Below are 23,331 nucleotides of genomic sequence, written 5' to 3' on the forward strand. Positions count from 1 at the left end.
AAAAATAGCATTTGCCTCGTTAAAAAGTACTTGTTTCAGTTTTTCAACAGCCTGATTTCATGCATCTAGTTTGGTGGTTTTAGGCGAAAATGCAAATTTAAAGGAAAACATCAGGCCGTTGAAAAACGCTAACGGAACTAAGACACGCTATTGTATGGAAATCAGCTTATTCTAAAATCTAAAGGAACTGAGAAAACTTATTTACTCAAAATCACTACCTAAACGGGGGAAAGATGACCTATAGCGCTCGACAGTTCCGTTACAGTTTTAAACCACCTTTTTATTGCTAAATAGAGCCTCTCAATTCCGTTACAATTCACACATAGAGCCGCTAATCTCCGTTACAATTCACACATAGAGCCGCTAATCTTCGTTACAATTTAAAATGAGCTGTTTTTGTTGAAATAGCGCTTGTCAGCTTCGTTAGAATCCGGCGCCCTTGGCTGGCTGGACAAAAATAAAGTTAGCTTAATTAGCATCGGCATAAGCACTGCAACAAACAAGAAGATCGCCTTTCTTGCCTGCGTACCAAGGAGAATGGAGATCTTCTTTTATTTTGGGCACGGGTGCTCTTCCCATAAAACTGATTTTGCTTATCACGAAGCATGGAGACATACGTTCGTTGAAGTTTCTGGGGTAGACAGTGGTATCCGAAAAAGGATTTTGCGTAATTATTAGGCTGTAAGCGGGCTGAGACGAGACAGGCGTATGGGGGGAACAGGCACGACAGATGTTTTTTTATACTAAAACAATATTTACTGGAACATTTAGGAAGATACCGCCGTCTAGAGGATGAGCATTGCATTATGTTTATAAAAAAAAGGAGTGAGTGCTTGTGGGCTTTTTTAAAAAAGGCAGGACAGCATGGGCTATCGGACTAATAGCAGTATGTGTTATAGGCGTATGGTGGTATCAATGGCTTCAGCATCAATCGGCTCCAATTACAGTGACCAGCCTAGCGCAATTGGACAAACCTGCAAGCAAAGAACGAGCGCACGCGCTTATCCAAACCTTCAAGATTGACGAGGCTGTCGGAAAAGCGGACGTAATTGCTGAAGTTGAAATTTTGAATGCTGTAAAGGAAATGTATGAACCGGGCAACAAGACGATTTTTTCCGCAAAGGTTGTGCAGCCAATTAAAGGCGAGGTTGAAGCAGGCTCCGAAATTTATATTATGCAGGAAGGCAACAGCAAGGTAGCATTTAATGATGCGCCGCAGTTCCAAGGAAAAGAAAAATATATTCTTATTTTAATGAAAGCCGTCGGAATGGATAACGACGATACGTACTGGATTCTTGGTTCGGAAACTGGCGTATATGAGGTGGTTGACGAGCATACCGTTGTGAAATGGGCCAAGCCGGAAGAGGCATTCGCATCTATTGAAGCAAGCCAGGCACAATTGAAGACAAATAAGGCAGCACAGACCACCATGAATAAGCTAAAGCAAATGCATACTCAATTCATAAATAAAAACCAGTTCGAGCAAATGCTGCGAGCTGAAATGGAAGGGTAGGTATTCGTATGAAATTACAGGCAAAATATTTCGTTATGCTATGTATGCTGCTAATAGCAAGCAGCTTCCCATTTCATACCTCAGCCCATCCAGCAGGCGTTGTATGCCAGAGCGGCAGTGAAATGCTAGGCTGGAGAGTGAATTGCAGCAGTCATCAAGCAACAGCAAGCTTCAAATGGTATACCCCGATTCCGGATTCGTCCATTGCTGTGGATTATCGCTACCGCATGGCCGTAAATGCGGCAGCGAACAAGTGGAAGGATACCGTTACGATTACGAATTCCACTTCCAGCACGAATAGCGGTTATATTTATACATTCAATGATTCGAATACATCCATCGTTGGGGTGTTCCATGATTACACCTCAAATGGGCAAGGCCATCTGATTTCCTGGAAAATAAAATTCAACAAGACGGTAATGGATTCGTTTACAGTAGCCGAAATGGCGGTAGTTGCAGCACATGAACTTGGACATGCCATAGGCTTGAGAGACTTGGAATCAAGCGGAAATACAGATAAGCTAATGTATGCTTACTGGCCGTTTACAGCAGTTTCCCCTACCGATAAAGATAAAATAGGCGCCAAGGAAGCGACCAAGAGCTAAGCTTTGTACAGACAAGCCCTTTCTTAAGAATAGGACGTCCCAAAATAATCGGTGTTCTCCCATTGCAGCTGCTTGCGATATTCTCCGGGAGGTACGCCGGTTATTTTTTTGAACATGCGGATAAAGGAGGTTACGTTGCGGTAACCGATTTGCAAGCTGATATCCTGAATGTTTAATGCAGTATCCGATAGCAGCTGCTTGGCTTTGCGAATACGAATGGCATTCAGATGCTCGCTGAAGTTTGTGCCTGTTTTTTCTTTGATATAAACAGAAAGATAGGCAGGCGACAGCTGCATCATATCCGCCAGCTCATCCAGCGACAGATCTTCTGCAAAGCGCTGTTCGATATGGTTCATAATAATTGAAATAGTAGAAGGCTGGTCTTCTTTTTTAGCTTGAATAATGCTTGTGCTGATGCGGAACAGCTGGCAAAAATAATGACTGAACTGCTCAATCGTCCAGCATTCCCGGATCTGGTCTGTCTGCATATCGCGAAATGCTGTAATCTCATCGCTTCCATAAGCCTCCAAAATTTTCGCAACACCATTTAAAATGCTTTCGGCAAGCTGCTGCAGCTGGGCGACAGTAGTCAGGCTGCCGCGGCACTGCTCCAGTGCTTGATTCAAGTAAGAGATGCAAAAGGATGTATTGCCAGCCTGCAAATTGGCATAAAGCTCTTGTTCCTGCTGCAGTGAAAGAATAAACGGATGAGCAGAAGCGGCCGCCTCGCGAATGATTTGACATTCATCAATAGGCTTGGCAGAACGAACAAGCTGAAGCACCTCCTCATACGCTTTGTTGAACTCACTGGATCCTCTATAAACACTGCTGATCGAGACGGCCACGATATAATGCTCATTGTCCCGATCCACAATGCGTTTAATTTTGGACATTGCCTCATCCAGCTCATCCGTCCAATCGGCCGCTTGCACAATGGACAAGATCTGATTATTTTCGATTTGCAGTGTATGAGTGCCCTGTAAATGCTCAGAAATCGTGACATCAATGTATTTCTTTAAGTAATAAGCAATTTTATGCGGCTGCCCTTGATTCATTTGTGCCGTTTCAGGCGTATTGCGCAAATGCAGATGGAACAGCACAATATAGAAGGCTTCGTTCATTAATGCGATGTCCCGCCATTCATGTATATCTGACGTTATCGCCTTTAACTTATTGATATAGCCGTAGTGAGTTAACAGCGACTGCTTCTCAGCCAGCTCCTTATTGATATTGTCCTTTTCTTTTATAAGCTCATGCAAATTACGATGGATCAAATCGAGCTCATGAATATCGCTTTGCTGTAAAATTGGTTTTTGCTGCATGATCGAATTCATAATTTGGTGAAGAGGGCGATGGAGTTTACGGCTGAAAAATATAGAAATCATTAGGCCAAGCAAGACGGATGCGGCAACCATAATAAACATCGTTATACTTGCTGTCCTAGCTCCTGCAGTCATATGTGAATACGAAACGACGGTAATAAAGGTAAGGTTATTCATTGTATCCCGCTCTTTAAAAAAATATTGATCCCCTACAAGCCTGTAGCCCTCATCAGCTGGAAATAAAGGAATATCCTCAACGGAAATCGTATCGGAAGACCGGTACAATATCGTTCCATCCTCATTCATAATGATGAATTGCCGATCATCCTCTTTGTTAAAATACATCTCTTTCAGCTTGGTTGCGTCCAAAAAAGCGATCGTCTGGTAATTCGACGAAGGGGTGTGGAAGGAAAGCGGTATAAGCGACATTTCCTTGTTTTCGTTTAAACCGGCAATTCGAAAGCTGCGCTCCTTGTGAAGCTTATATCCTGCACCTGCTGTACCAAGCTCCTCCCAAAACGCTAATGGATAATCATCGTTCACGAAAAAATGTGAAAACATCAGCTGCGCATCCAAGCTGCCTTCTTTTTCTACAATTACAGAATCGGATTTATAGTAAACAGCTAGATTTTCCAAATAAAGCATCGGATTATAGGCATGTGTCCGCAATTCCTTGAGCAGCTTGATTACGGAATAATATTCAAGATTTTCTTTGTCCTTCGTCAATGTCTGCTTGTTAAATGCAACTACATATTCATTATAGTAAAGGTCGAACAGCATCGATTTGACACGTTCAAAATGGGTCTGGTAACGCTCTGTCGTATTGCGCAGCAGCATTTGATTATTTTGAATAACCTCGTTCTGCAGGCTCTTATTAAACAGTTGAAAGGAGAAAAGATGAAAGCTTGCCAGCAGCAAAATGATAATCAGAAAACATAAATAAATGTTGAAAATAAATGAACGCCGTTTTCGGAAATATTTAAGCAACAGTGCATAGCTCCCTTCCAATCTTAGTTACAAAATTAACCTATATTAAGGCTAGTTTACTTTAGTATGGTTTTGAAATGTACAGTTTTTTAGAAACTTAGCAATATCTTAAAAATCAAAAGAACTGTAAATGATCTAAATATTTGTTAATAGGCTATATATCGCCCTTTTGCTATGATCGGACCAGACTAACGGAAAGGGGGTGAAGGCATGACAAATGAGCCTTTCATTCTGGAGCAGGGTGCTGCGCGGAATAAGAAAAGCAAATGGTCTGGCGTGAAAAGGCAAATTAAAAAAAACGGGGATCTATACATACTCATACTTCCGGTTCTAGTGTTTTTTATTATTTTTGAGTATACACCCATGTATGGCGTTCAAATTGCATTTAAAGATTTTTTTGCGAATAAAGGAATCGTTGGCAGCCCGTGGGTTGGTTTAAAGCATTTTGAACGTTTTTTTGACAGCTATTATTTCGGGCGGCTCATTTGGAACACTTTAGGAATTGGACTCTATCAGCTGCTTGTTGGCTTTCCTGTGCCGATTATTTTGGCACTGCTCATTAATGAAGTACGATCAAAGAAATTTAGCCGCTTCGTACAGACTGTTACGTATGCGCCGCATTTTTTATCGACAGTAGTTATGGTAGGCATATTGTTTATTTTTTTATCGCCAGAAACGGGGCTAGTTAATAAACTGATCGTTATGCTTGGCGGTCAGCCCGTACATTTCCTCACGCTGCCTGCCTGGTTTAAAAGCATTTTTGTCGGCTCTGGTGTTTGGCAGCAAATGGGCTGGAGCTCGATTATTTACATCGCTGCTTTGACATCGATTGATCCGCAGCTTCATGAAGCGGCCAGAGTCGACGGAGCCAGCAGATGGCAGCGAATCCGCCATATTAATTTACCTGGCATTATGCCAACCATTATGATATTGCTCATACTTAACATGGGCTCATTGCTTGGCGTTGGATTTGAGAAAGTGTTTTTAATGCAAAATTCGCTCAATTTGCCTGCCTCCGATGTCATCTCAACGCATGTGTATAAGAAAGGGATTATAGATGGTCAGTACAGCTATTCTGCAGCAGTTGGCCTTTTTAATTCCGTTGTCAATTTTACACTGCTTGTAACCGTTAATTTGATTACAAAAAGAGTAAATAAGACGAGCCTTTGGTAGGTAAGGGGGAACAAAATGGTTGCACAATCAAGGGGCGAAAAATTATTCGAATGGGCTGTTCATGCTTTGCTTATCTTTATTGTCATTATTGTGCTGTATCCGCTGTTGTTTGTATTAATGGCTTCCATCAGCAATCCAGGAGCGGTTATGCGAGGCGAGGTGTGGTTATGGCCCGTGGATATTACCTTTTCGGGTTATGATAAAATTTTCCACAACAAAGAAATATTGACCGGCTACTGGAACACAATTGTATATACCGTGGTGGGAACGGCTATTAATCTGGTTATGTCCATTGCCGCTGCGTATCCGCTCTCACGAACCGATTTTTATGGGCGGCGAATCATATCCTTTATGATGATTTTTACGATGTTTTTTAGCGGCGGCATGATTCCTACGTATTTGCTTGTAAAAAGTCTGGGGATGCTCAACTCCATGTGGGCGCTCATTCTGCCTGGAGCAGTATCGGTCTATAACATTCTTATCATGAGGACATTTTTTCAAAATACGATACCTAGCGAGACACAAGAGGCCGCCAGCATAGATGGCTGTTCCAATCTAACGACCTTAGTCCGGATTGTGCTGCCCTTGTCATTGCCAATTATCGCCGTTATGATTTTGTTTTATAGTGTCGGACATTGGAATGCTTATTTTAGCGCCATGATTTATTTGAACGACCGCGAGCTGTATCCGCTGCAGTTGTTTCTGCGCGAAATTTTAATACAAGGGCAAATGCAGGAAATGCTGGGTGTTGGCGATGATACCAATTCCAATATCGTGATGGAAGGCGAAGCGATTAAATATGCCATTGTCATTGTAGCGAATCTACCTGTATTGATGCTGTATCCATTTTTGCAAAAATATTTTGTTAAAGGCGTTATGATCGGAGCTGTAAAGGGCTAATTATATCAAATGGGCAGAGGGGAAGGCTGAATAATGAAAAGTACAAAGTGGATCGTTAGTCTATTAATTGTAACGATGCTAGTTGGCTTATTGTCGGCATGCAGCGGAAATTCTAAGGGGAAGACAGAGGAGCCGGCAAATGATGCGAATTTTAATGAAACGGGCTTTCCTATTGTAAATGAACCGATTGAGCTGACGTTTTTTACGGGGAAAGCTGCAACTAACGGCAACAACTTTTCCGAGACATTAGTATGGAGCGAGTATGAGAAAAAAACGAACATAAAAGTGAATTTTGAGCTGGTCCCTTTCGAGAGCCTTACGGAGAAACGGAATTTGGCGCTGGCAGGCTCCAATTATCCTGACGCTTTTTATAGCGCTCGGGTTCCAGCGGCCGACTTGATGAAGTACGGAGCGGCAGGCACTTTTATTAAACTGAATGATCTTATCGATCAGCATGCTCCTAATTTCAAAAAACTAATGGAAAAATACCCGGATTTAAAGAGAGGGCTGACGATGCCGGATGGCAATATTTATTCGATGCCTTCTTTTTACGGGCCAGAATTTCTGCCGATGCTTATTGGCACTCCTTTATGGGTGAAGCAAAGCTGGCTTGATAAGCTGGGTATGGAGGAGCCGACGACAACGGACGAGCTGTACCACTATTTGAAAGCTGTAAAAGAGACAGATTTGAATGAAAATGGCAAGGCGGACGAGATCCCATATGCAGGGACGGGCATTGCTCCACTAATCGAGCAGCTAAATGGCGCTTGGGGATTTGGAAATCGCGGCTTAGGTCATAAATTTGTAGACCAGTATGACAATAAGCTCCGTTTTTATCGTACGGACCCTAAGTATAAGGAAGTCATTGATTATGTTCGAAAGCTTTATGAAGAAGGACTAATCGATAAAGAGATTTTTACAATAAAAACAGCTGCTTTGTATGCAAAAGGCCAGGAAGGCGTATTTGGGGCTACAATTAATCCAAGCCCGAAAACACAATTAAACCAAGAGGATTATATTGGATTAGGAGCCTTGAAGGGGCCGTACGGCGATCAAATCTACTCTCATTTAAAGGTGCCTTTAGTTTGGCCGGGAGCATTTGTAATTACAGATAAAAACAAGCATCCGGAAGAAACGATTCGCTGGATGGATTACTTTTATGGCGATGAAGGAGCAACCTTCTATTTCATGGGTGTAGAAAATGTAACCTATACCAAATCAGCTGACGGCGAGCTTGAATTCGTGGAAGATATTACGAAAAATAAGGATGGCTTGACTATGGATCAAGCGCTTGCGAAATACATTACTTGGCTTGGCGGAAGCTATCCTGGTTATGTGCAGAAGCAATATTTCAAAGGTTCGGAATCACTTCCGGAATCTGTTGCGGTTGGCAAAAAGGCTGAACCGCATAAAGTAGAAGAGTTGTGGAATAAATTCAACTTTACAGAAGAAGAGCTGGATTTCATGTCGACTGTAGGAAGCGACATAGAAACGTACATTTCGGAGATGGAAGCCAAATTTATTACAGGCACGGAGCCGATGAGCAATTGGGATAAGTATGCAGAAGCAGTTAATAAGCTTGGCGTGGACAAGTATATGAAAATTTACAATGATGCATATACACGTTACAGCAGCAGCCAATAACACTGCTCTAGTGTACAATTACCAAAAACAAAGACAACACTGTCATTCAGCGTTGTCTTTGTTTTTTCTTTTGCTTTTGCCAAGATTGCCGCGCAGCAATGTGAACCATACCCACACGCCGTTGACGAGCATAAGTATGGAGGAGATTACAAATAGTCCACGAATGCCTATGTAGCCTGTGAGCGCGCCGCCTGCAATCGGTCCGATCATATTGCCAAGACTGAGCGTGCTGCTGTTGAAGCTGTATGCCCGGCTTTCCATGCCATCAGGCGTATACTTTCGAATTAAAGAATTGACTGTTGGAATCAGACCGCCTAAAAACAAGCCTAAACCGAAGCGTGCCAGCAGCAGCTGCCACACTGTAGCGGCGTATACTTGCGGAATGAATGCGAGCGCCGCGCCAATTAAACAGACCGCCAAAATCCGTTCGGCACCGATCCGGTCGCTAAGCTTGCCGAGCACTGGAGATGCAATCAGATTTGACAAGCCGGTAACGGAGCCGACAAAGCCTGCCCAAAATGCCAAGTTAGCGGAAGTGCCATGCAGCTCTTGCACAAAGAGCGGTATTTGCGACATGGGGCTCATATTGGCAAATTGGATAAATAAAGTAACACCGAATAAGGCAAGCAGCTGAGGAATGCGGCTAATTTCCATAAAGCCGCCAATAACAGACGTTTGCGGGACAGATGCGGCCTTTTCCCGATCAAATGACTCCTTTACAATAAAAAGAGCCAGCAAAGAGGCGGCAAACAGCAGTGTTCCGGTTAAATAAAAGATAGGCCTAAAGCCGATGACATCAGCTAATAGCCCGCCGATAAGTGGACCGAGGATTGTACCTGCGATCGCGCCGGACTGGATTGATCCCATCGCAAAGCCCATTCGCTCCTTAGGTGTAGTGGCCGAGATGAGTGCAATAGAAGCGGGATTGAATCCGGAAATCGTACCGTTAAGCATGCGCAGCACGAGCAGGTGCCAGGGCTGAGTGGCAAAGCCCATCATAAGCACTACGGTTGCCATGCCGAAGCCCGAACGGAGAATCATCAGTTTGCGCCCATAGCGATCAGCATATTTGCCCCATATAGGCTGAAAAATAAAAGCAGTAACAAAGTTGCCTGCAAAAATAATGCCAGCCCATAGTCCGATCTCATGTGTATCAGACAGTCCGAGATCACTTTGCAAGTAAAGGGGAAGGAACGGTATAATCATCGTCATTCCAGCCATTACAAGAAATTGACCAAACCAGAGTACAACAAGATTCTTTTTCCATTGTTCCATATAAGTAGTATAACACAAATGTTTAATTTTGATGAAGAAACGACAGATGAGGGGGGCAGCCCCCAGTATTCGCGGTTAGATTGTCAAACTATTGTCATAGGAACTCCTTAACGGCGGTTGTTAGCGTTTGTAAAAAGGGGCATAATGATTATTAGACTATAATACATAGAAAAGAGGAACGGCAATGACTTATAACGACCGTTTCATTCGAGCATGTCGAAAGGAACAAATCGATCGTTTGCCAGTATGGTATATGCGTCAAGCAGGTCGCTATGATCCGGATTATCGCAAAATTAAAGAAAAATATTCTTTGCTGGAAATTTGCAAGCAGCCTGAGCTTGCGGCGGAAGTCACATTAATGCCGATTAAAAAACTGGGCGTGGATGCAGCAATTTTATACTCGGATATTATGAATCCGGTAGCTTCGCTGGGCATTGATTTTGATATTGTTGCAAACGTGGGTCCGGTTATTCATAATCCGATCCGTTCGGCAGCTGATGTGGAACGCTTGAAGCCGATTGATGTAGAGGGAGATCTCGGGCATGTGCTAGAGACGATCCGCATATTGGACCGTGAGCTGGACGTGCCTCTCATTACTTTCGCAGGCGCGCCGTTTACTATTGCAAGTTATTTGATAGAAGGCAGACCGTCCAAAAACTATTTGCGTACGAAAGCATTGATGTATAGCGAGCCTGAAGTTTGGCATAAACTGATGGAAAAGCTGGGCGATATGGTAATCGCCTATACGCGTGCCCATATAGCCAATGGCGGGAAGGCATTTCAAATTTTTGACAGTTGGGTAGGGGCGTTGTCGCCAGCTGATTTCAGCAAATTTGTGCTTCCTACCATTGAGCGTATATTCGAAGAGCTATCGGACTTGGAACAGCCCAAAATTTATTTCCCGGGCGTAAGCTCAGGAGAGCTGCTGCCGCATTTGGTTAATGTGAAGGCGGACGTCATCGGTCTGGACTGGCGCGTATCGATCCAAGAAGGAAGACGCAGATTGGATCACGGCTTCGCGGTACAGGGCAATCTTGACCCGACGGTGCTGACGGCGCCGATGTCTGTCATAGAATCTTATGCAGCCGAAATAATAGATCAGGGTATTGAAGAACCAGGCTTTATATTTAATTTGGGTCACGGCTTATTTCCGGAAGCATCACTAGAAAAGCTGGCACAGCTGACTGCGTTTGTCCATTCCTATTCTGAAAAAGCTATTGCTGCCCGCCAAGGAGGAAATCGTTAATGTCTAATTCGTCTAATAAAATCGGCGTACTAGTTATGTCCTATGGAACACCACAATCTATGGATGATGTGGAAGCTTACTATACTCACATTAGACGTGGACACAGGCCGACAGACGAGCAGCTGAATGAGCTGAAAATGCGGTATGAAGCGATTGTTGGCGGAGTTTTCCCGCTTCGGGAGAATACGAATGGCCAGGTTGCCGGTTTGCAGGACAAGCTGGAGCAGCTTGCACCAGGCCAATATGTATGTTTTCAAGGCTTGAAGCATGCCCAGCCATATATTGAAGACGGCGTTGAGGCAATGGCTGCCGCAGGTATAAAACGAGCGGTCGGCATCGTTCTTGCTCCTCACTATTCCGTTATGAGCGTAGGCGGATATATCAAGCGTGCTGAGCTGAAGGCGCAGGAGCTTGGCATTGAGATGACCTTCGTGAAGAGCTATCATATGCATCCAAAGCTGCTGCAGGCTTTGACAGAGCGCGTCGAGTCCGGACTTGCCAAGCTGGCTGAGCGCAAAGGCGACAGCAGCAATGTTAAAGTATTGTTCAGCGCCCATAGCCTGCCCGAGAAAATACGCGAGCTAGGCGATCCTTACGAAGCGCAATTGCTGGAAACTTCGTCTGCTATTGCAAAAGCTGCGAAAATTGAAAACTGGCAGTTTACATGGCAAAGCGCAGGACAAACAAAGGACCCGTGGCTCGGTCCAGATATATTAGAAACATTGGCTGAGGTTAAGCAGGCTGGTGTAGAGGCAGTGCTGGTAGCGCCTGTCGGCTTCGTTTCGGATCATTTGGAAGTTATGTACGATCTTGATATTGAGGCGCAAGCAGAGGCCGGCAAGCTTGGACTTGTGCTGGAGCGCATTGCGATGCTTAACCGGGATCCTTTGTATATGGAGACGCTGGCGGAGTCTATTATCGATAATGCAGCAGCAAGCGAGAAGAAATAGACACAATCCCATTATTACGTTGTATAATGAGAGAATCGGCAATATCTGCTGGAGCAGATAACGATTCTCTCATTATTTTTTTGTGAAGGGGTAGACGCCATCATGATTTCTCGTTCGGAGAAGCACCAGCAGGCCAAAGCGGACCGCCGGCGCAAAGCTAGGAAGCTGGCGGTTGTGAATTCCATATTGTTTATTAGCGTTATCATAATTGCTGCAGTGGCCTTTGTGCCTGGCAAGGAAGGGCGATATGCTGAACAAATACCATACATAGGCGAAAAGCTGGATTGGATTATCGAGACCAGCACAGCGTGGATGAAGCCTGACGGCGACGGGAAAAATATGGCTGCTGAACAAAATGGAAAGAAGGATGATGAAAAGGGAAACAGCCCGTCTGATTCCAAGCAAAATCCTGCTGATGACGAAAGCTCGGCTAATGGTGAAGAGCAGGAATTTACGGAGGAGCCTGACGGCAATAGCCAGCAGGCTGGCTCTGAGGTGATAGAAGAGGAAGAAGGCGGATTCACGCCAGTTGACGGCGCAGCGACGGTAAGCATGTCCTTTGTAGGCGATATATTAATTGAAGAGTATGTGCAGCCTTTTGTAAATTTGCACGGCTACTCTTACTTATTCGAGAAAGCGCTGCTTTATTTGAGTGAGCCGGATCTTACGATCGGCAATTTGGAGATGCCGATTACAACGAGAGGCGTTCCCTCAACGCAGAAATATGTTTACAAGGGCTCGCCGGAAGTGATTAAACCGCTGTTGGATGCCGGATTTGATATCGTGAGCCTGGCTAACAATCATGCGCTTGATCAAGGAATTGAAGGGCTGCAGGATACGATTGCACACTTGGACAAAGCGGGACTTGAGCATGCCGGGACCGGTAATAACGATACAGAGGCGTATGCTCCTGTAATAAAAGAAATGAATGGCATGAAGATTGCTTTCGTCTCGGTTAGCAAGGTCATCCCTTATGCGGAATGGAAAGCGACTGCCAATCGGGCTGGCGTTGCTGATTCCTATGATGAAAAACGGGCAGTTGCTGCAGTTGAGGCAGCCAAGCAAGCTGCCGATCTTGTCGTCGTGCTTGTGCATTGGGGCACGGAACGCACGACCGAGCTGAACAGCGATCAGCTGAGGCTGGGCAAAGCTTATATCGATGCCGGAGCAGATTTGATTATTGGCAATCATCCTCATATTCTTCAAGGCTTCGAGCAGTATAAAGGCAAATGGATCGTATACAGCCTGGGCAATTTTATTTTCTCCTCTTATCCGAAGGACGCTGAAGCGGAGACGGGCGTGCTTGATGCTGTGTGCACAAAGGATGGCCATTGCGAGCTGAAGTTCAATCCAATGCTAACGGTTAAGGCGCAGCCGGCGCCTATGGAAGCAGAAGCAGCGGCAGCGCTGTTCAATAAGCTGGAAAGCATTTCGATCGGAGCGAAGGTTTCGTCTGATGGAAGAATTACAGCCAAAAAGTAATGGAATGCTACGAGCAGCAAGCTTGGTAAATCAGCTGACAAGCTTTCAAGGCGCAGACAGCATGAGCATGATTGAAGCAACTGGGCAGAGGGAAGGAAGAAAATAGATGGTAGGCTGGATAGATGAGTGGTGGCTGCGGCTTTTACTTGGCTTGGCCGGAAGCAGTGTAATAGGCTTAGCTGCCTATCGCATGCGAGCATTATCCGTATCAGGGGCAATTTCGGCGATCGTTATGGGAACAGGCTATGTAACTTTAGGCGGGCCGATCTGGATTGCATTGTTGGTTACTTTTTTTGTAACCTCAACCGGCTGGTCGAAGTGGAAGCGCAAGCACCGGGCTAAGGCCAATGCAGAACAGAAATATGAAAAGTCCGGACAGCGTGATGCCGGACAAGTATGGGCAAACGGCGGACTCGGGTTGCTGCTCTGTCTGCTGAACGCGTGCTGGGGCCATGAGCTGTGGCTATTCGCCTATATAGGCGTCATGGCGTCCGTTAATGCCGATACTTGGGCGACTGAGATCGGCTCGCTGAGCCGCAGCGCGCCTCGTTCATTGATGACCGGTCAAGCGGTAGAGGCGGGAACGAGCGGCGGAGTAACCTGGCTTGGCAGCGCTGCAGCGCTCGCAGGCGCCGCCTGCATCGGACTGGTTGCAGCGATATGGTTCGATACGCTGCATATCGTTTGGCTGGCGGCTGCTGCCGGTTTTATTGGCGCGTATGCGGACTCCTTTCTGGGAGCTACGGTGCAGGCGATGTACCGCTGCCCAAGCTGCGGCACGGAGACAGAACGCGCTCATCACTGCGGCAGCGCAACCAAGCCGCTGAGAGGCTGGGCTTTTTTAAACAATGATCGGGTCAATATGACGGCGTCGGTCATTGCAGGAGCTGCCGCTGCATTTATTGGCGGATTGATCTGAGCAAAAAGGCGACCAGGGCATTGAAGCCCAGGTCGCCTTTTTTGAAAGTATAGGAAAGTATAAGTTTTCACCTTATACCTGTTCTATATTTCATCGGTAAACGCGCCTCCATCGTTCAAGCGAAGGACGGAGGCGCCGTTTATCCTTGACTATTTATTGCTTGTCAGCTGCTCCATTTGAGCAATCAAATTTTCAAACACGCTCATCGCTTGTTTAATCGGCTCAGGCGATGACATATCGACGCCGGCTTTGTTCAAAATGTTAATGGAGAAGTCGCTTCCGCCGCTCTTAAGGAAGCCCAGATACCGTTCAACAGCAGGTGTGCCTTCCTCTAGAATTTGCTTGGAGAAGCTTGTAGCTGCTGAGAAGCCGGTCGCATATTTGTAGACGTAGAAGCTGGTGTAGAAATGTGGAATGCGCGCCCATTCCATTTCGATATCCTTGTCGATAACCATGCCCGGACCATAGTATTTTACGTTCAAATCATAATAAATTTCGCTCAGCAGCTGAGGCGTCAATGCTTCGCCTTTCTCAGCGCGGTCATGAACAATCATTTCGAATTCCGCAAACATCGTTTGACGGAAAACCGTCGTGCGGAATTGATCCGCATAATAGGTGAGCAAATACATTTTTTCTTTCGGATCGGTGGACTTGTTCAGCATATAATGCATCAGCAGCGCTTCGTTTAAAGTAGAAGCAACTTCAGCCAGGAAGATCGTATACTGGGCATCACGGTATTTCTGATTCGTGTCCGAGTAATAGGAATGCAGCGCATGGCCCATCTCGTGCGTCAACGTAAACATACTGTTGAGATTGTTTTTATGATTCAGCAGCACGTACGGATGAGTGCCGTAAGCGCCCCAGCTGTAAGCTCCGCTGCGCTTGCCCTCGTTCTCATATACATCGATCCAGCCGTTGTTGAAGCCTTCCTGCAGCACCTTCAAATAGTCCTCGCCAAGCGGCTTTAAGCTTTCGCTGATCGTTTTCTTCGCATCCTCATACGTGATGTCCATGTCGAATTGCTCAACGAGCGGAGAGAACAAATCGTACATATGCAGCTCATCTAAGCCGAGCAGCTTTTTACGAAGATCCATGTAGCGATGCATAAGCGGCAAATGCTCATGGATCGTATCGATTAAATTCGTATAAACTTCCTTCGGAATATTATCTCCGTAAAGCGACATATCAAGGGCTGAATCAAACTTGCGGGCATTCGCGTAAAAGACATTCTTAGTTATGTTCGCATTAAGCGTCGCCGCAATTGTATTTTTAAGCTTGCCATATGTGTCATACATCGCTTTAAAGGCATTTTGTCTAACCTCGCGATTTTTGCTTTCAAGAAACTGTATGTAACGGCCGTGTGTAAGCTCAATTTCCTCGCCTAGTTCATTTTTAACTTTAGGAAATTTCAAATCAGCATTGTTCAACATATTGAAGATCGTTCCCGAAGCCGAGCTGATATTGCCGACCTGGGCCAATAGCGCTTCTTCGTTTTTGGATAAAATATGAGCTTTCTGGCGGCGCATTTCCTCCAGTGTATGGCGGTAATCGGCCAGCTGCGGATCAGTGATAAATGCTTCTAAGACATCATCGGACAAGCTTAATACTTCCGGTGTGATGAAAGATAGCGCTTCGCTTATTTGTACGCTCAACTTTCTCGATTTCTCTGACAAAGACTGATATTTTGGCTCGGCTGTATCCTCGTGATGGCGCATATTTGCGTAAACATATAGCCGCTCTACCATTAAGGACAGTTCATCCTCGAGCTCGAAGCAGGCTTTAAGCTGCTTGGCATCATTTAATGTGCCATGAAATTTTTGAATATCTTTAATAAGGGCAGAAGCTTTGCTGTACTCCTTGTCCCAATCCTTCTCGCTAGCAAAAATATCTTCCAGCTTCCAGCGGCTGTCTACAGGCGTTTCTGAACGTTTTGGTACGTGATTCATCGAACTCCTCCTTAAATTTTCGGTTTGAGACAAAGCGGCTTCTGCTTGTCTAGTTGGAACATTCGTAGGGCTGCTGCCAGTTACAAAAGTTAATGCCAGCAGCAAAGCAAGCCATTTCATTATATTCATCGCCTCCAAGGCAGTTTGTCGCTACTGTGCCCTGAAGACGTTGAAATTATTCATAGCGCTGCATGATTTAAGTTTATGCTGCACCTAATTTAAAGAATGAATAAACAATTAGAAAAAACGAAAAAGCAATTAAAGCGATGGCTGTCAACGCAAGAGGCCTTCTTGCTTTCTCCGGAAGCGAATCGCGCTTCATAATCAGAATGGCGCCAAGACAGAAGGAGGCGATAATAAAAATAATAGTGGATGTCCAATCCATAACTTTTACACCTCTCTTAATGCTTGTATAATGGCTTCATATTGCTCTTCCTTGCCTATAAAATCCTCAGGCTTGAATCGCTTCTCCGCCCAGTTCATCAGCTCAGGGCGACTGAGGAAGGTGTGGCATTCTTCGCCCCATTGATCCGAAATTTCGCGTACAATTAAAGATTTCCCTTGTACTTCCACAGTTAACATATTGTATTTGTCCGTTTTATAAATTTGATGCTTTTTGAACATTATTGCTCCGCCTTTATTGGTTTTTTGTATTACTAACATCATAGCGATATTATGGCCTGTAAGCAATCTTTACCTCACGAAATCACAGCTTGAATAGATAATTAATTGACTGAAATTGGGTTAAGTCCTGTTTTATTGCATTTGCATTGCTGGAAATGTATAATAGAGCTTGTCTCACTTTATAGCGAGATAAGCTTTATATTTTCGGGAGGTTGTACAATTGAAAGGGATAGTTAAATGGTTTAACGCAGAAAAAGGGTACGGTTTTATTCAAGTTGAAGGCGGAGAAGATGTATTTGTGCATTTCTCAGCAATTCAAGGCGAAGGATTTAAATCTCTAGATGAAGGCCAAGAAGTTGAATTTGATGTAACTGAAGGCAATCGCGGAGCACAAGCTGCCAACGTGGTTAAGCTTTAATCCAATAACAATATCCACAGAGCGTATCTCTTTGGCGATAATTTCGCTAAGGAGCTGCGCTCTTTTTTTAGTTTTGTGAATAGGGGCGTACAGCTGCAGAGAAGCGGCAGCGTCCGCCTTTATAGGCCCATTTTATCCTTTACAGGGGTTATTCATTCAAAAAAATTAGATTACATCAGTGGTTGGAATCCGAAACTTGATCGTGGTATATATTTGAACGAAAGCCCTTCAATTTGTTCAGCCGCTTCTTCAAAAAGCGAGATACAGGCTGCGATTTGCACAGCCAGCTTCTGCTCAATGTCTGAATCTCCAGCTGGCAATGGTGAGTCCGGATTAGGATCGTTTCTGCCAGCAGCCACCCAATGGATTTCAGTCGGCAGGGCGATACAGCCGCTCAGGCAATCCCATAAAGCATCTAAATTATGGCCGTACCAGTCAGGCAGCTCAAGAGCATGCTGCAGCCAATGATGAATCGAATCAAATCGACTTATTTCGTCCTCGTATAGCGTAGTTATAGTCAATGCCGTCACGGTCCTTTCGCGGTAATATCAGTAAAGCTCTTGTAATGGTCAGTTGTCATATATATTAATCCGTCATTGGAAAAGACGATGCGGTCAGCGCCTCGGCCTCCGCTTTTATAATGGATATCCGCTTCATACCAGATGCGTCCTTTGGCGCTTGGGAGCAAGCCCTCTCGGTTGCCGAACCGGTCTCCGCCGATGCTTTTGCCGGGCGCAACCTTGTCTAAATTCAACTTTTTGGCATCCCATCCTAGTGCGCTAGCTTCAGACTTGGTTATAAAATTCGGCGGCAGCTTGCCGTTTGTTCTTAGGTATTCCGCAACCTCTGAAAAGGATGTAAGGGGTTTGCTATCGGTCGCTTCCTGATTCCCGGGATCACTCTGCTCAGCCGGAGGCGTTGCCGTAGGGCTGATTTGCGGCTTGCTGCTGGCACTCGAAAGCGGCTTTGCGCTTTGTGCGGGCTCAAGCTCATCCATTAGATTAAGCTGGCTGCAGCCACCCAGCACTACTGACAACAAAATAACGATAGAAGCGAGCCACAATGAAATGACGCGACTAGATGCTTTCAAAAAATTCATAATACAATCCTGCACTCCGTTCTCTTCAGTTTTTATCAATCAATAGTGTATATTATCGTTTTTTTATATATTCAGCAAATTTAATTCGATAGGCGCACAAAATCAGACTGTTGAAGAAGTGTAACAAGTACTTTACCACTATGGCAAACTTTGTTTTATGGACCCAGAACGAGCATAGGTGCTAACTACATTTCATGTATTTGGTTTTGAAAAAATTGGCTTTTTTGTGATTCTAAGAGGAAAACTGTATTTGGTTTGGCGGAATATGCAAAATATAGAGTAATTCAATAAAACTAGATACATGAAATCCATTTAGAATCTGGAATTCCTCAAAAAACACAAATGTATATAAAAATCATACTGAACCGGTCGGTGCCACCTCAAAACGTCTAATTGTATATGAAATTTCATACACATTACGCTGAAATGCCTCGAAAAACACAAATGTATATGAAAAATCATATAGAATCGGCCGGTGCCCCCTCAAAACGTCTAATTGTATATGAAATTTCATACACATTACCCTGAAATGCCCTAAAAAACACAATTGTATATGATAAATCATACAGAATCGGTAGGCGTATCCTCAAACCATTTTTATTTGGCACATTTCGCAGAGTAAGGTTTTTTTAATAGTTACGATTTTGATACTGTGATGATAGATAGCCACGGTCACGCTCCTTTCCGTGTCAATCGTCACAATGTTTTTCAATGGTATTTAATAACAAGTTCGTGTTTGCTATACTGATATCAAATAGCGTGGTTTTGGGAGGATAGTATGAACGAATTAGAGCAAATTGAAGAAAAGTACAATTTTACATACCCGAAACTATATAGACAGTTGTATTTAGATGGTATGTTGGATTCGGGCGGAGAATATGGGCGGGACTGGTACGAAAAGTATTATGCCAAATTAGCCCAAAACCCGCCTATGCTGTTCTTTGGCTTTGACTTTGAGCTGCTAAAATGGAACAGAATCGTTGAAGAAATTGAAGCATTCAAAGACCCTGACGATTATCGACAGACGAAACCAGAGTTTCAGTTTGTTCCATTTGGTCGACAAAAAAACGGAGATTTGTATGTGTTCCAATTCGATAGACAAAACGGTGAGGATGTACCTATTACCCTGATTTATCACGATGATATTACCGCTGTAGTTTTGGCGAAAAATTTACAGGATTTTATTTTTCGGAACTTGCTTGAAGATTTAACCATTATGAAGTATTCCAAAACAGCGAGTGGCGATTTGAAAGTCAATTCTGCTAACATATTAAAAACACACCGAAAGTATTTGAAGCATAGTCAAGTTGAAAAGTTGGAAGAAATATATGCTAGAGATGTTGTTGAATACATAGAAACGACCTCAACTGGGCGCGAATTGCCATTGGAAGGGCTAATCTCACACGATGAATTAAACCAAGTGTTAAAACAGGAAATTAGTTTTGACGGGCTGGACAACGAGTTTGAGTATTGCAATTTATAGACACGCACAAGACGTCAGCACGTTTACAGGCTGACGTCTTCGCTTTATCTTTTCGATTTAGTCTTCTGATTTATCTACACCCCAAAAATTATGATGCTTTGCATTCCCCAGATAGCGTGGCGGCCGTTGTAGCTTCTTCAGTCCGAAAGGAAACTGTGTTAGTCTGAAAATTTATTTTGCATAAAAATCATAAATAAAAAACCGATAGCTGCGATAATCGCAATGACTGAGGCTAAATTGTAGTAAAACAGCTTTCCAAGATGCTCGTATATAAAGCCGCCAGCGAGACCGCTGGTGAGCCCCGCAAGGCCAGTCCAAATAATGGCGTAGAGCGCCTGGCCAGACGTTCGGAATTGATCAGGTATAAGCTGAATAATATAGCGCATCGCTGAAGTGAAATAAATGGCGAAGGATACACTGTTGAGCAATTGCGAAGCTACAATCCATTCAGGCGATTGCAGCTGACCGAGCAGCCATAGCCGTACGGCATACATTATTGAAGCAAATACAAGGAGTGGAAGCTCTTTGAACTTATGGCCATATTTTCCGAGCAGGTACAAAATAGGTATTTCACTGGCGGCCGCGATCAGCATACTCATGCCGATCAAGGTGCTGCTTGCGCCCATGTGCCGGAGCGTTACGGTTAGAAAGCTTTCGTACATGCGATGTGATACAGAAACGAGGTATAGAATAAAGAAAAACAGCAAAACCTTTCGTTTGGCTAATAATCTGAAAAAACCGGAAAATTGTATTTTTTTAGCTGATCCTGTATGATCTTTAAGAAAAATGGCAAGTAAGAATGATATAAATATCGTGCAAAGCAGAATAGGCAGCGTCCATTCGGTGCCGATTTGCTTCAATAAAAAGCCGAATACGAGCGCGCTAACCGCAAATCCAAGCGACCCAAAGATACGAATCAAGGCATAGGGTATGCCAAGCTGCTTGCTATAGTGTAAAATGAGACTGTCGCTTAGCGGAGTAAGGGGAGTTTGGAAGAAGTAGAACCCCATCATAATAAAGCAGATTACAGTAAAGTGCGAAGTGGGCATTAAAAGTGTAATCATCATAAATTGTCCGGCGAACATCATGAGCAGAAGCTTACGAATCGTTTGAAACTTATCGCTGGCAATGCCCATAATTATATTTGCAAATATAGCGATGAAGGGGCCAGTAGCATAGAGTATGCCAATCTGGCTCTCTGTAAAGCCTTTTTCCAAAAATAGCAGCGGCATAAATGAAACAACTATTGCTGAAGTTGTATAGGTGGAGTAGGTGTATGCGCGCAGCGTGGTTGCTTGCTTGGAGTTAATGCTTGACCGTTCTTTAGGGAATGAGTGTGAAGACTGCAATAAATATTCACTCCGATTCTAGTAAAATAATGCTGTGACGATTAGTATATCATGGTTCGACCCTTTATGTTGGAATAGATTAAGTATCAAAATGGGTAGAAAATTACGTTTCAAAATGGTACATTTATTTGAGGAGCTTCACAAGTTGGTGAGATGATCGGTCAAGATTTAGATCGAAATAATCAAAATTTGGGAATAACGCAGTTTGTGACAAGCAAGAGGTGGAGGTACAACGTGATGCAAGCGAGCTATTCTAACAAACGTGTACCGCAAAGCACATTGAAGCTTATGCACCGCGTATACAAATACGTCCTGCCATCAGTAAAGCAAGAATTAACGCAGCTTCGCCAATTGGCTGAACGTATTCCTAGTGAAGAGCTTAGGACTCAAGCGCTCAACAGCATAAGAGATAAAAAATTCCACTGCCAGGGCGGAAGCGTATATGCTGTAGCGAATATGGCTTATTTGCCGATTCTAATTCCACTGATCGTCGCTCTGCAGACAATAAGCGATTATTTGGATAACTTATGCGATCGCAGCACTTCACTTGACCCAGATGATTTCCGCATGCTTCATCAATCCATGCTTGATGCAGCTACTCCCGGAGCCAGTCTGCAAAATTATTACATGCATAGGGATGACAGCGATGACGGCGGATATTTGCAGCATTTGGTGCGTACTTGTCAACAGCAGATTGCCAAGCTTCCGGCATATTCTATCGTTCAAGAGCAGGTGCTCGAGTTAATAGGCTTGTACAGCGATCTTCAAGTGTACAAGCATATTTGCACAGAATCGCGCGAAGTGAAGCTGCTCGAGTGGTGGAGGAAGCATCAAGCCTCTTATCCGCATTTGCAGTGGAATGAATTTGCTGCGGCAGCCGGCTCGACATTAGCTATGTTTTTATTGTTTCTGGCAGCAAGCGATGAGCATTTAACGCTTGCAGAAGCCGAGCAAATGAAAATAAATTATTTTCCACATGTATGCAGTCTTCATATTTTACTTGATTATTTGATTGATCAAGAGGAAGATAAGCAGGGTGGGGATTTAAATTTTTGCAATTACTATGAGAACGAAAGCTTAATGATTGAACGTTTGCAATTTATTGTTGGCCGTGCTAGGGAAGATGTGAAGCAATTGCCTGCTTCCAGATTTCATAGCTTAATTATAGAAGGCTTGCTTGCGCTTTATTTATCCGACCCTAAGGTTCGTGAGCAATCAGAAGTTCGTCATATATCCAAGCAGCTTATGAAAAACAGTACACTATCCCGTATATTTTTCTTTATTAACAGCCGCTGGATCAGAATTAGACGACTATGAATATTACAGTAAGTGGAGGAATTTACAATGTCTGCAGTCAAATCAATCGCAGTACTGACAAGCGGAGGAGATTCGCAAGGAATGAACGCAGCTGTTCGAGCTGTTGTGCGCAGCGCACATTACTATGGGCTTGAGGTCTATGGTGTGCAGCGCGGGTACCAGGGCCTCTTGAATGATGATTTGCGCCAAATGGATCTGCGCAGCGTTGGAGATATTATCCAGCGCGGCGGTACGATATTGCAAACAGCACGCTGCAAGGAGTTTGAAACAGCCGAGGGCCAGCAGCGCGCAGCTGAACTGCTTCGTGCAAGAGGAATCGATGGTTTGGTCGTTATTGGCGGAGACGGCTCCTATCAAGGTGCGAACAAGCTGAGCAAGCTTGGCATCAAAACGATGGGATTGCCTGGCACGATTGATAATGATGTAGCTTTTACGGATGTGACTATTGGATTTGATACGGCTGTAAGTATAGCAGTAGATGCTATTAATAAAATTCGCGATACGATGTCATCTCACGAAAGAGCATCTATCGTTGAAGTAATGGGACGCCATTGCGGCGACATTGCGCTGCATGCAGGACTGGCTAGCGGTGCTGAAACGATTATCGTTCCAGAGGTTCCAATTGATCTGAATATCGTAGCGGAGCGTATGAAAACGAATTTTGCCAACGGAAAGCGCCACAGCATTATTGTTATTGCAGAGGGTGCGGGCAACAGCCATGAAATTTCGTCGACTATTATGGAGAAGAGTGGAATCGAAGCGAGAGTAACCGTGCTTGGACATATTCAGCGCGGCGGAACGCCAACAGCGCCTGACCGCGTTCTGGCAAGCCAGCTGGGTGATTTTGCAGTAAGACAATTAATGTCCGGCGATTCCGGGAAAGCATGCGGCATTATTAACGGCAAGCTTGTTACAACTGACATTGACCTTGTTGTGAATACTAAAAAAGAGTTCAACATGGACATGTATGAACTGGCCCTACGCTTATCGCAATAATATTATTAATTAAAAAGACGACTCGGATTGATCGAGTCGTCTTTTTCAAAATTATAAAAGCATATGAGTTCAATTAGCCTATA

At 44.2% G+C, this 23,331-nt stretch carries 21 protein-coding genes; 13 read left to right on the plus strand and 8 right to left on the minus strand.

Going from position 1 to position 23,331, the window contains the following annotated elements; genetic code table 11:
• Nucleotides 1-835: 835 nt before the first annotated feature.
• Both ACRRU2_RS06495 and ACRRU2_RS06500 read left to right on the plus strand, forming a co-directional pair.
• The gene (locus ACRRU2_RS06495; protein ID WP_432500491.1) at nucleotides 836-1,513 is read left to right on the plus strand and encodes a hypothetical protein; all 678 of its coding nucleotides are present in this window, start codon (nucleotides 836-838) and stop codon (nucleotides 1,511-1,513) included.
• Nucleotides 1,514-1,521: 8 nt separating this feature from the next.
• On the plus strand, nucleotides 1,522-2,118 hold the full coding sequence (locus tag ACRRU2_RS06500; protein WP_331702398.1) for a hypothetical protein: 597 nt from the start codon (nucleotides 1,522-1,524) through the stop codon (nucleotides 2,116-2,118).
• 23 nt (nucleotides 2,119-2,141) lie between these two features.
• Here the strand turns inward: ACRRU2_RS06500 and ACRRU2_RS06505 are convergent, their stop codons facing one another.
• Complete coding sequence (locus ACRRU2_RS06505; protein WP_432500492.1) at nucleotides 2,142-4,427, minus strand: helix-turn-helix domain-containing protein; 2,286 nt, start codon at nucleotides 4,425-4,427, stop codon at nucleotides 2,142-2,144.
• A gap of 210 nt (nucleotides 4,428-4,637) precedes the next feature.
• On the opposite strand from ACRRU2_RS06505, the gene ACRRU2_RS06510 reads away from it, so the two are divergent.
• From ACRRU2_RS06510 to ACRRU2_RS06520, 3 genes are read left to right on the plus strand one after another with little or no spacing between them, the layout of a single operon-like run.
• The gene (locus ACRRU2_RS06510; RefSeq protein WP_331702396.1) at nucleotides 4,638-5,600 is read left to right on the plus strand and encodes an ABC transporter permease; all 963 of its coding nucleotides are present in this window, start codon (nucleotides 4,638-4,640) and stop codon (nucleotides 5,598-5,600) included.
• Nucleotides 5,601-5,615: 15 nt separating this feature from the next.
• Nucleotides 5,616-6,500: a carbohydrate ABC transporter permease gene (locus ACRRU2_RS06515; protein WP_432500493.1), complete on the plus strand. Its 885-nt coding sequence runs from the start codon at nucleotides 5,616-5,618 to the stop codon at nucleotides 6,498-6,500.
• Nucleotides 6,501-6,533: 33 nt separating this feature from the next.
• Nucleotides 6,534-8,144, plus strand: a complete 1,611-nt coding sequence (locus ACRRU2_RS06520; protein WP_432500494.1) for an extracellular solute-binding protein — start codon at nucleotides 6,534-6,536, stop codon at nucleotides 8,142-8,144.
• 42 nt (nucleotides 8,145-8,186) lie between these two features.
• On the opposite strand, the gene ACRRU2_RS06525 is transcribed toward ACRRU2_RS06520, so the two are convergent.
• Complete coding sequence (locus tag ACRRU2_RS06525; RefSeq protein WP_331702393.1) at nucleotides 8,187-9,419, minus strand: MFS transporter; 1,233 nt, start codon at nucleotides 9,417-9,419, stop codon at nucleotides 8,187-8,189.
• Between the two features lie 184 nt (nucleotides 9,420-9,603).
• Here ACRRU2_RS06525 and hemE point away from each other — a divergent pair, with 184 nt between their 5' ends.
• From hemE to ACRRU2_RS06545, 4 genes are all read left to right on the plus strand, one after another.
• Entirely contained in the window at nucleotides 9,604-10,665 is a 1,062-nt protein-coding gene (hemE, locus tag ACRRU2_RS06530) for a uroporphyrinogen decarboxylase (RefSeq protein WP_331702391.1), read from the plus strand.
• Nucleotides 10,665-11,615 (plus strand): ferrochelatase, encoded by a 951-nt coding sequence (gene hemH / locus ACRRU2_RS06535; RefSeq protein ID WP_331702390.1) that lies wholly within the window; start codon nucleotides 10,665-10,667, stop codon nucleotides 11,613-11,615. Before hemE ends, hemH begins: the two co-directional genes overlap by 1 nt.
• Nucleotides 11,616-11,717: 102 nt before the next feature.
• On the plus strand, nucleotides 11,718-13,097 hold the full coding sequence (locus ACRRU2_RS06540) for a CapA family protein (protein ID WP_432500495.1): 1,380 nt from the start codon (nucleotides 11,718-11,720) through the stop codon (nucleotides 13,095-13,097).
• A 106-nt stretch (nucleotides 13,098-13,203) separates the two neighbouring features.
• The gene (locus ACRRU2_RS06545; RefSeq protein WP_432500496.1) at nucleotides 13,204-14,016 is read left to right on the plus strand and encodes a DUF92 domain-containing protein; all 813 of its coding nucleotides are present in this window, start codon (nucleotides 13,204-13,206) and stop codon (nucleotides 14,014-14,016) included.
• 149 nt (nucleotides 14,017-14,165) lie between these two features.
• On the opposite strand, the gene pepF is transcribed toward ACRRU2_RS06545, so the two are convergent.
• The 3 genes from pepF to ACRRU2_RS06560 all read right to left on the minus strand — a co-directional run bounded on the left by pepF (nucleotide 14,166) and on the right by ACRRU2_RS06560 (nucleotide 16,586).
• Complete coding sequence (pepF, locus tag ACRRU2_RS06550) at nucleotides 14,166-15,962, minus strand: oligoendopeptidase F (protein WP_432500555.1); 1,797 nt, start codon at nucleotides 15,960-15,962, stop codon at nucleotides 14,166-14,168.
• A gap of 202 nt (nucleotides 15,963-16,164) precedes the next feature.
• Complete coding sequence (locus tag ACRRU2_RS06555; protein WP_331702386.1) at nucleotides 16,165-16,347, minus strand: hypothetical protein; 183 nt, start codon at nucleotides 16,345-16,347, stop codon at nucleotides 16,165-16,167.
• Between the two features lie 5 nt (nucleotides 16,348-16,352).
• On the minus strand, nucleotides 16,353-16,586 hold the full coding sequence (locus ACRRU2_RS06560; RefSeq protein ID WP_432500497.1) for a hypothetical protein: 234 nt from the start codon (nucleotides 16,584-16,586) through the stop codon (nucleotides 16,353-16,355).
• Between the two features lie 220 nt (nucleotides 16,587-16,806).
• Here ACRRU2_RS06560 and ACRRU2_RS06565 point away from each other — a divergent pair, with 220 nt between their 5' ends.
• A complete protein-coding gene (locus tag ACRRU2_RS06565; protein WP_331702384.1) occupies nucleotides 16,807-17,004 on the plus strand; it encodes a cold shock domain-containing protein in 198 nt (65 codons plus the stop codon).
• A 170-nt stretch (nucleotides 17,005-17,174) separates the two neighbouring features.
• On the opposite strand, the gene ACRRU2_RS06570 is transcribed toward ACRRU2_RS06565, so the two are convergent.
• The gene (locus tag ACRRU2_RS06570; RefSeq protein WP_432500498.1) at nucleotides 17,175-17,525 is read right to left on the minus strand and encodes a barstar family protein; all 351 of its coding nucleotides are present in this window, start codon (nucleotides 17,523-17,525) and stop codon (nucleotides 17,175-17,177) included.
• 5 nt (nucleotides 17,526-17,530) lie between these two features.
• Nucleotides 17,531-17,938, minus strand: a complete 408-nt coding sequence (locus tag ACRRU2_RS06575; protein WP_432500556.1) for a ribonuclease domain-containing protein — start codon at nucleotides 17,936-17,938, stop codon at nucleotides 17,531-17,533.
• A 943-nt stretch (nucleotides 17,939-18,881) separates the two neighbouring features.
• Here ACRRU2_RS06575 and ACRRU2_RS06580 point away from each other — a divergent pair.
• Complete coding sequence (locus ACRRU2_RS06580; protein WP_432500499.1) at nucleotides 18,882-19,586, plus strand: SMI1/KNR4 family protein; 705 nt, start codon at nucleotides 18,882-18,884, stop codon at nucleotides 19,584-19,586.
• Nucleotides 19,587-19,744: 158 nt separating this feature from the next.
• Here ACRRU2_RS06580 and ACRRU2_RS06585 read toward each other — a convergent pair whose 3' ends face one another.
• Nucleotides 19,745-20,935 carry an MFS transporter gene (locus tag ACRRU2_RS06585; RefSeq protein ID WP_432500500.1) on the minus strand — a complete coding sequence of 397 codons (1,191 nt, stop codon included), beginning with the start codon at nucleotides 20,933-20,935 and terminating at the stop codon, nucleotides 19,745-19,747.
• A 237-nt stretch (nucleotides 20,936-21,172) separates the two neighbouring features.
• Here ACRRU2_RS06585 and ACRRU2_RS06590 point away from each other — a divergent pair, with 237 nt between their 5' ends.
• Together ACRRU2_RS06590 and pfkA are read left to right on the plus strand one after the other, a co-directional pair.
• Nucleotides 21,173-22,252 carry a tetraprenyl-beta-curcumene synthase family protein gene (locus tag ACRRU2_RS06590; protein ID WP_432500557.1) on the plus strand — a complete coding sequence of 360 codons (1,080 nt, stop codon included), beginning with the start codon at nucleotides 21,173-21,175 and terminating at the stop codon, nucleotides 22,250-22,252.
• A 27-nt stretch (nucleotides 22,253-22,279) separates the two neighbouring features.
• Entirely contained in the window at nucleotides 22,280-23,248 is a 969-nt protein-coding gene (gene pfkA / locus ACRRU2_RS06595) for a 6-phosphofructokinase (protein WP_331702379.1), read from the plus strand.
• The last annotated feature ends 83 nt before the right edge of the window (nucleotides 23,249-23,331 follow it).

It is taken from the genome of Paenibacillus sp. GXUN7292, assembly GCF_050864975.1.
Lineage (GTDB): Bacteria > Bacillota > Bacilli > Paenibacillales > Paenibacillaceae > Pristimantibacillus.

Coding starts and splice junctions, on each gene's coding strand:
- ACRRU2_RS06560 (WP_432500497.1), bottom strand. CDS start 16,586: ATGTTCAAAAAGCATCAAATTTATAAAACGGACAAATACAATATGTTA.
- ACRRU2_RS06525 (WP_331702393.1), bottom strand. CDS start 9,419: ATGGAACAATGGAAAAAGAATCTTGTTGTACTCTGGTTTGGTCAATTT.
- ACRRU2_RS06580 (WP_432500499.1), top strand. CDS start 18,882: ATGAACGAATTAGAGCAAATTGAAGAAAAGTACAATTTTACATACCCG.
- ACRRU2_RS06590 (WP_432500557.1), top strand. CDS start 21,173: ATGCAAGCGAGCTATTCTAACAAACGTGTACCGCAAAGCACATTGAAG.
- ACRRU2_RS06520 (WP_432500494.1), top strand. CDS start 6,534: ATGAAAAGTACAAAGTGGATCGTTAGTCTATTAATTGTAACGATGCTA.
- ACRRU2_RS06540 (WP_432500495.1), top strand. CDS start 11,718: ATGATTTCTCGTTCGGAGAAGCACCAGCAGGCCAAAGCGGACCGCCGG.
- hemE (WP_331702391.1), top strand. CDS start 9,604: ATGACTTATAACGACCGTTTCATTCGAGCATGTCGAAAGGAACAAATC.
- pepF (WP_432500555.1), bottom strand. CDS start 15,962: ATGAATCACGTACCAAAACGTTCAGAAACGCCTGTAGACAGCCGCTGG.
- hemH (WP_331702390.1), top strand. CDS start 10,665: ATGTCTAATTCGTCTAATAAAATCGGCGTACTAGTTATGTCCTATGGA.
- pfkA (WP_331702379.1), top strand. CDS start 22,280: ATGTCTGCAGTCAAATCAATCGCAGTACTGACAAGCGGAGGAGATTCG.
- ACRRU2_RS06515 (WP_432500493.1), top strand. CDS start 5,616: ATGGTTGCACAATCAAGGGGCGAAAAATTATTCGAATGGGCTGTTCAT.
- ACRRU2_RS06545 (WP_432500496.1), top strand. CDS start 13,204: ATGGTAGGCTGGATAGATGAGTGGTGGCTGCGGCTTTTACTTGGCTTG.
- ACRRU2_RS06555 (WP_331702386.1), bottom strand. CDS start 16,347: ATGGATTGGACATCCACTATTATTTTTATTATCGCCTCCTTCTGTCTT.
- ACRRU2_RS06500 (WP_331702398.1), top strand. CDS start 1,522: ATGAAATTACAGGCAAAATATTTCGTTATGCTATGTATGCTGCTAATA.
- ACRRU2_RS06510 (WP_331702396.1), top strand. CDS start 4,638: ATGACAAATGAGCCTTTCATTCTGGAGCAGGGTGCTGCGCGGAATAAG.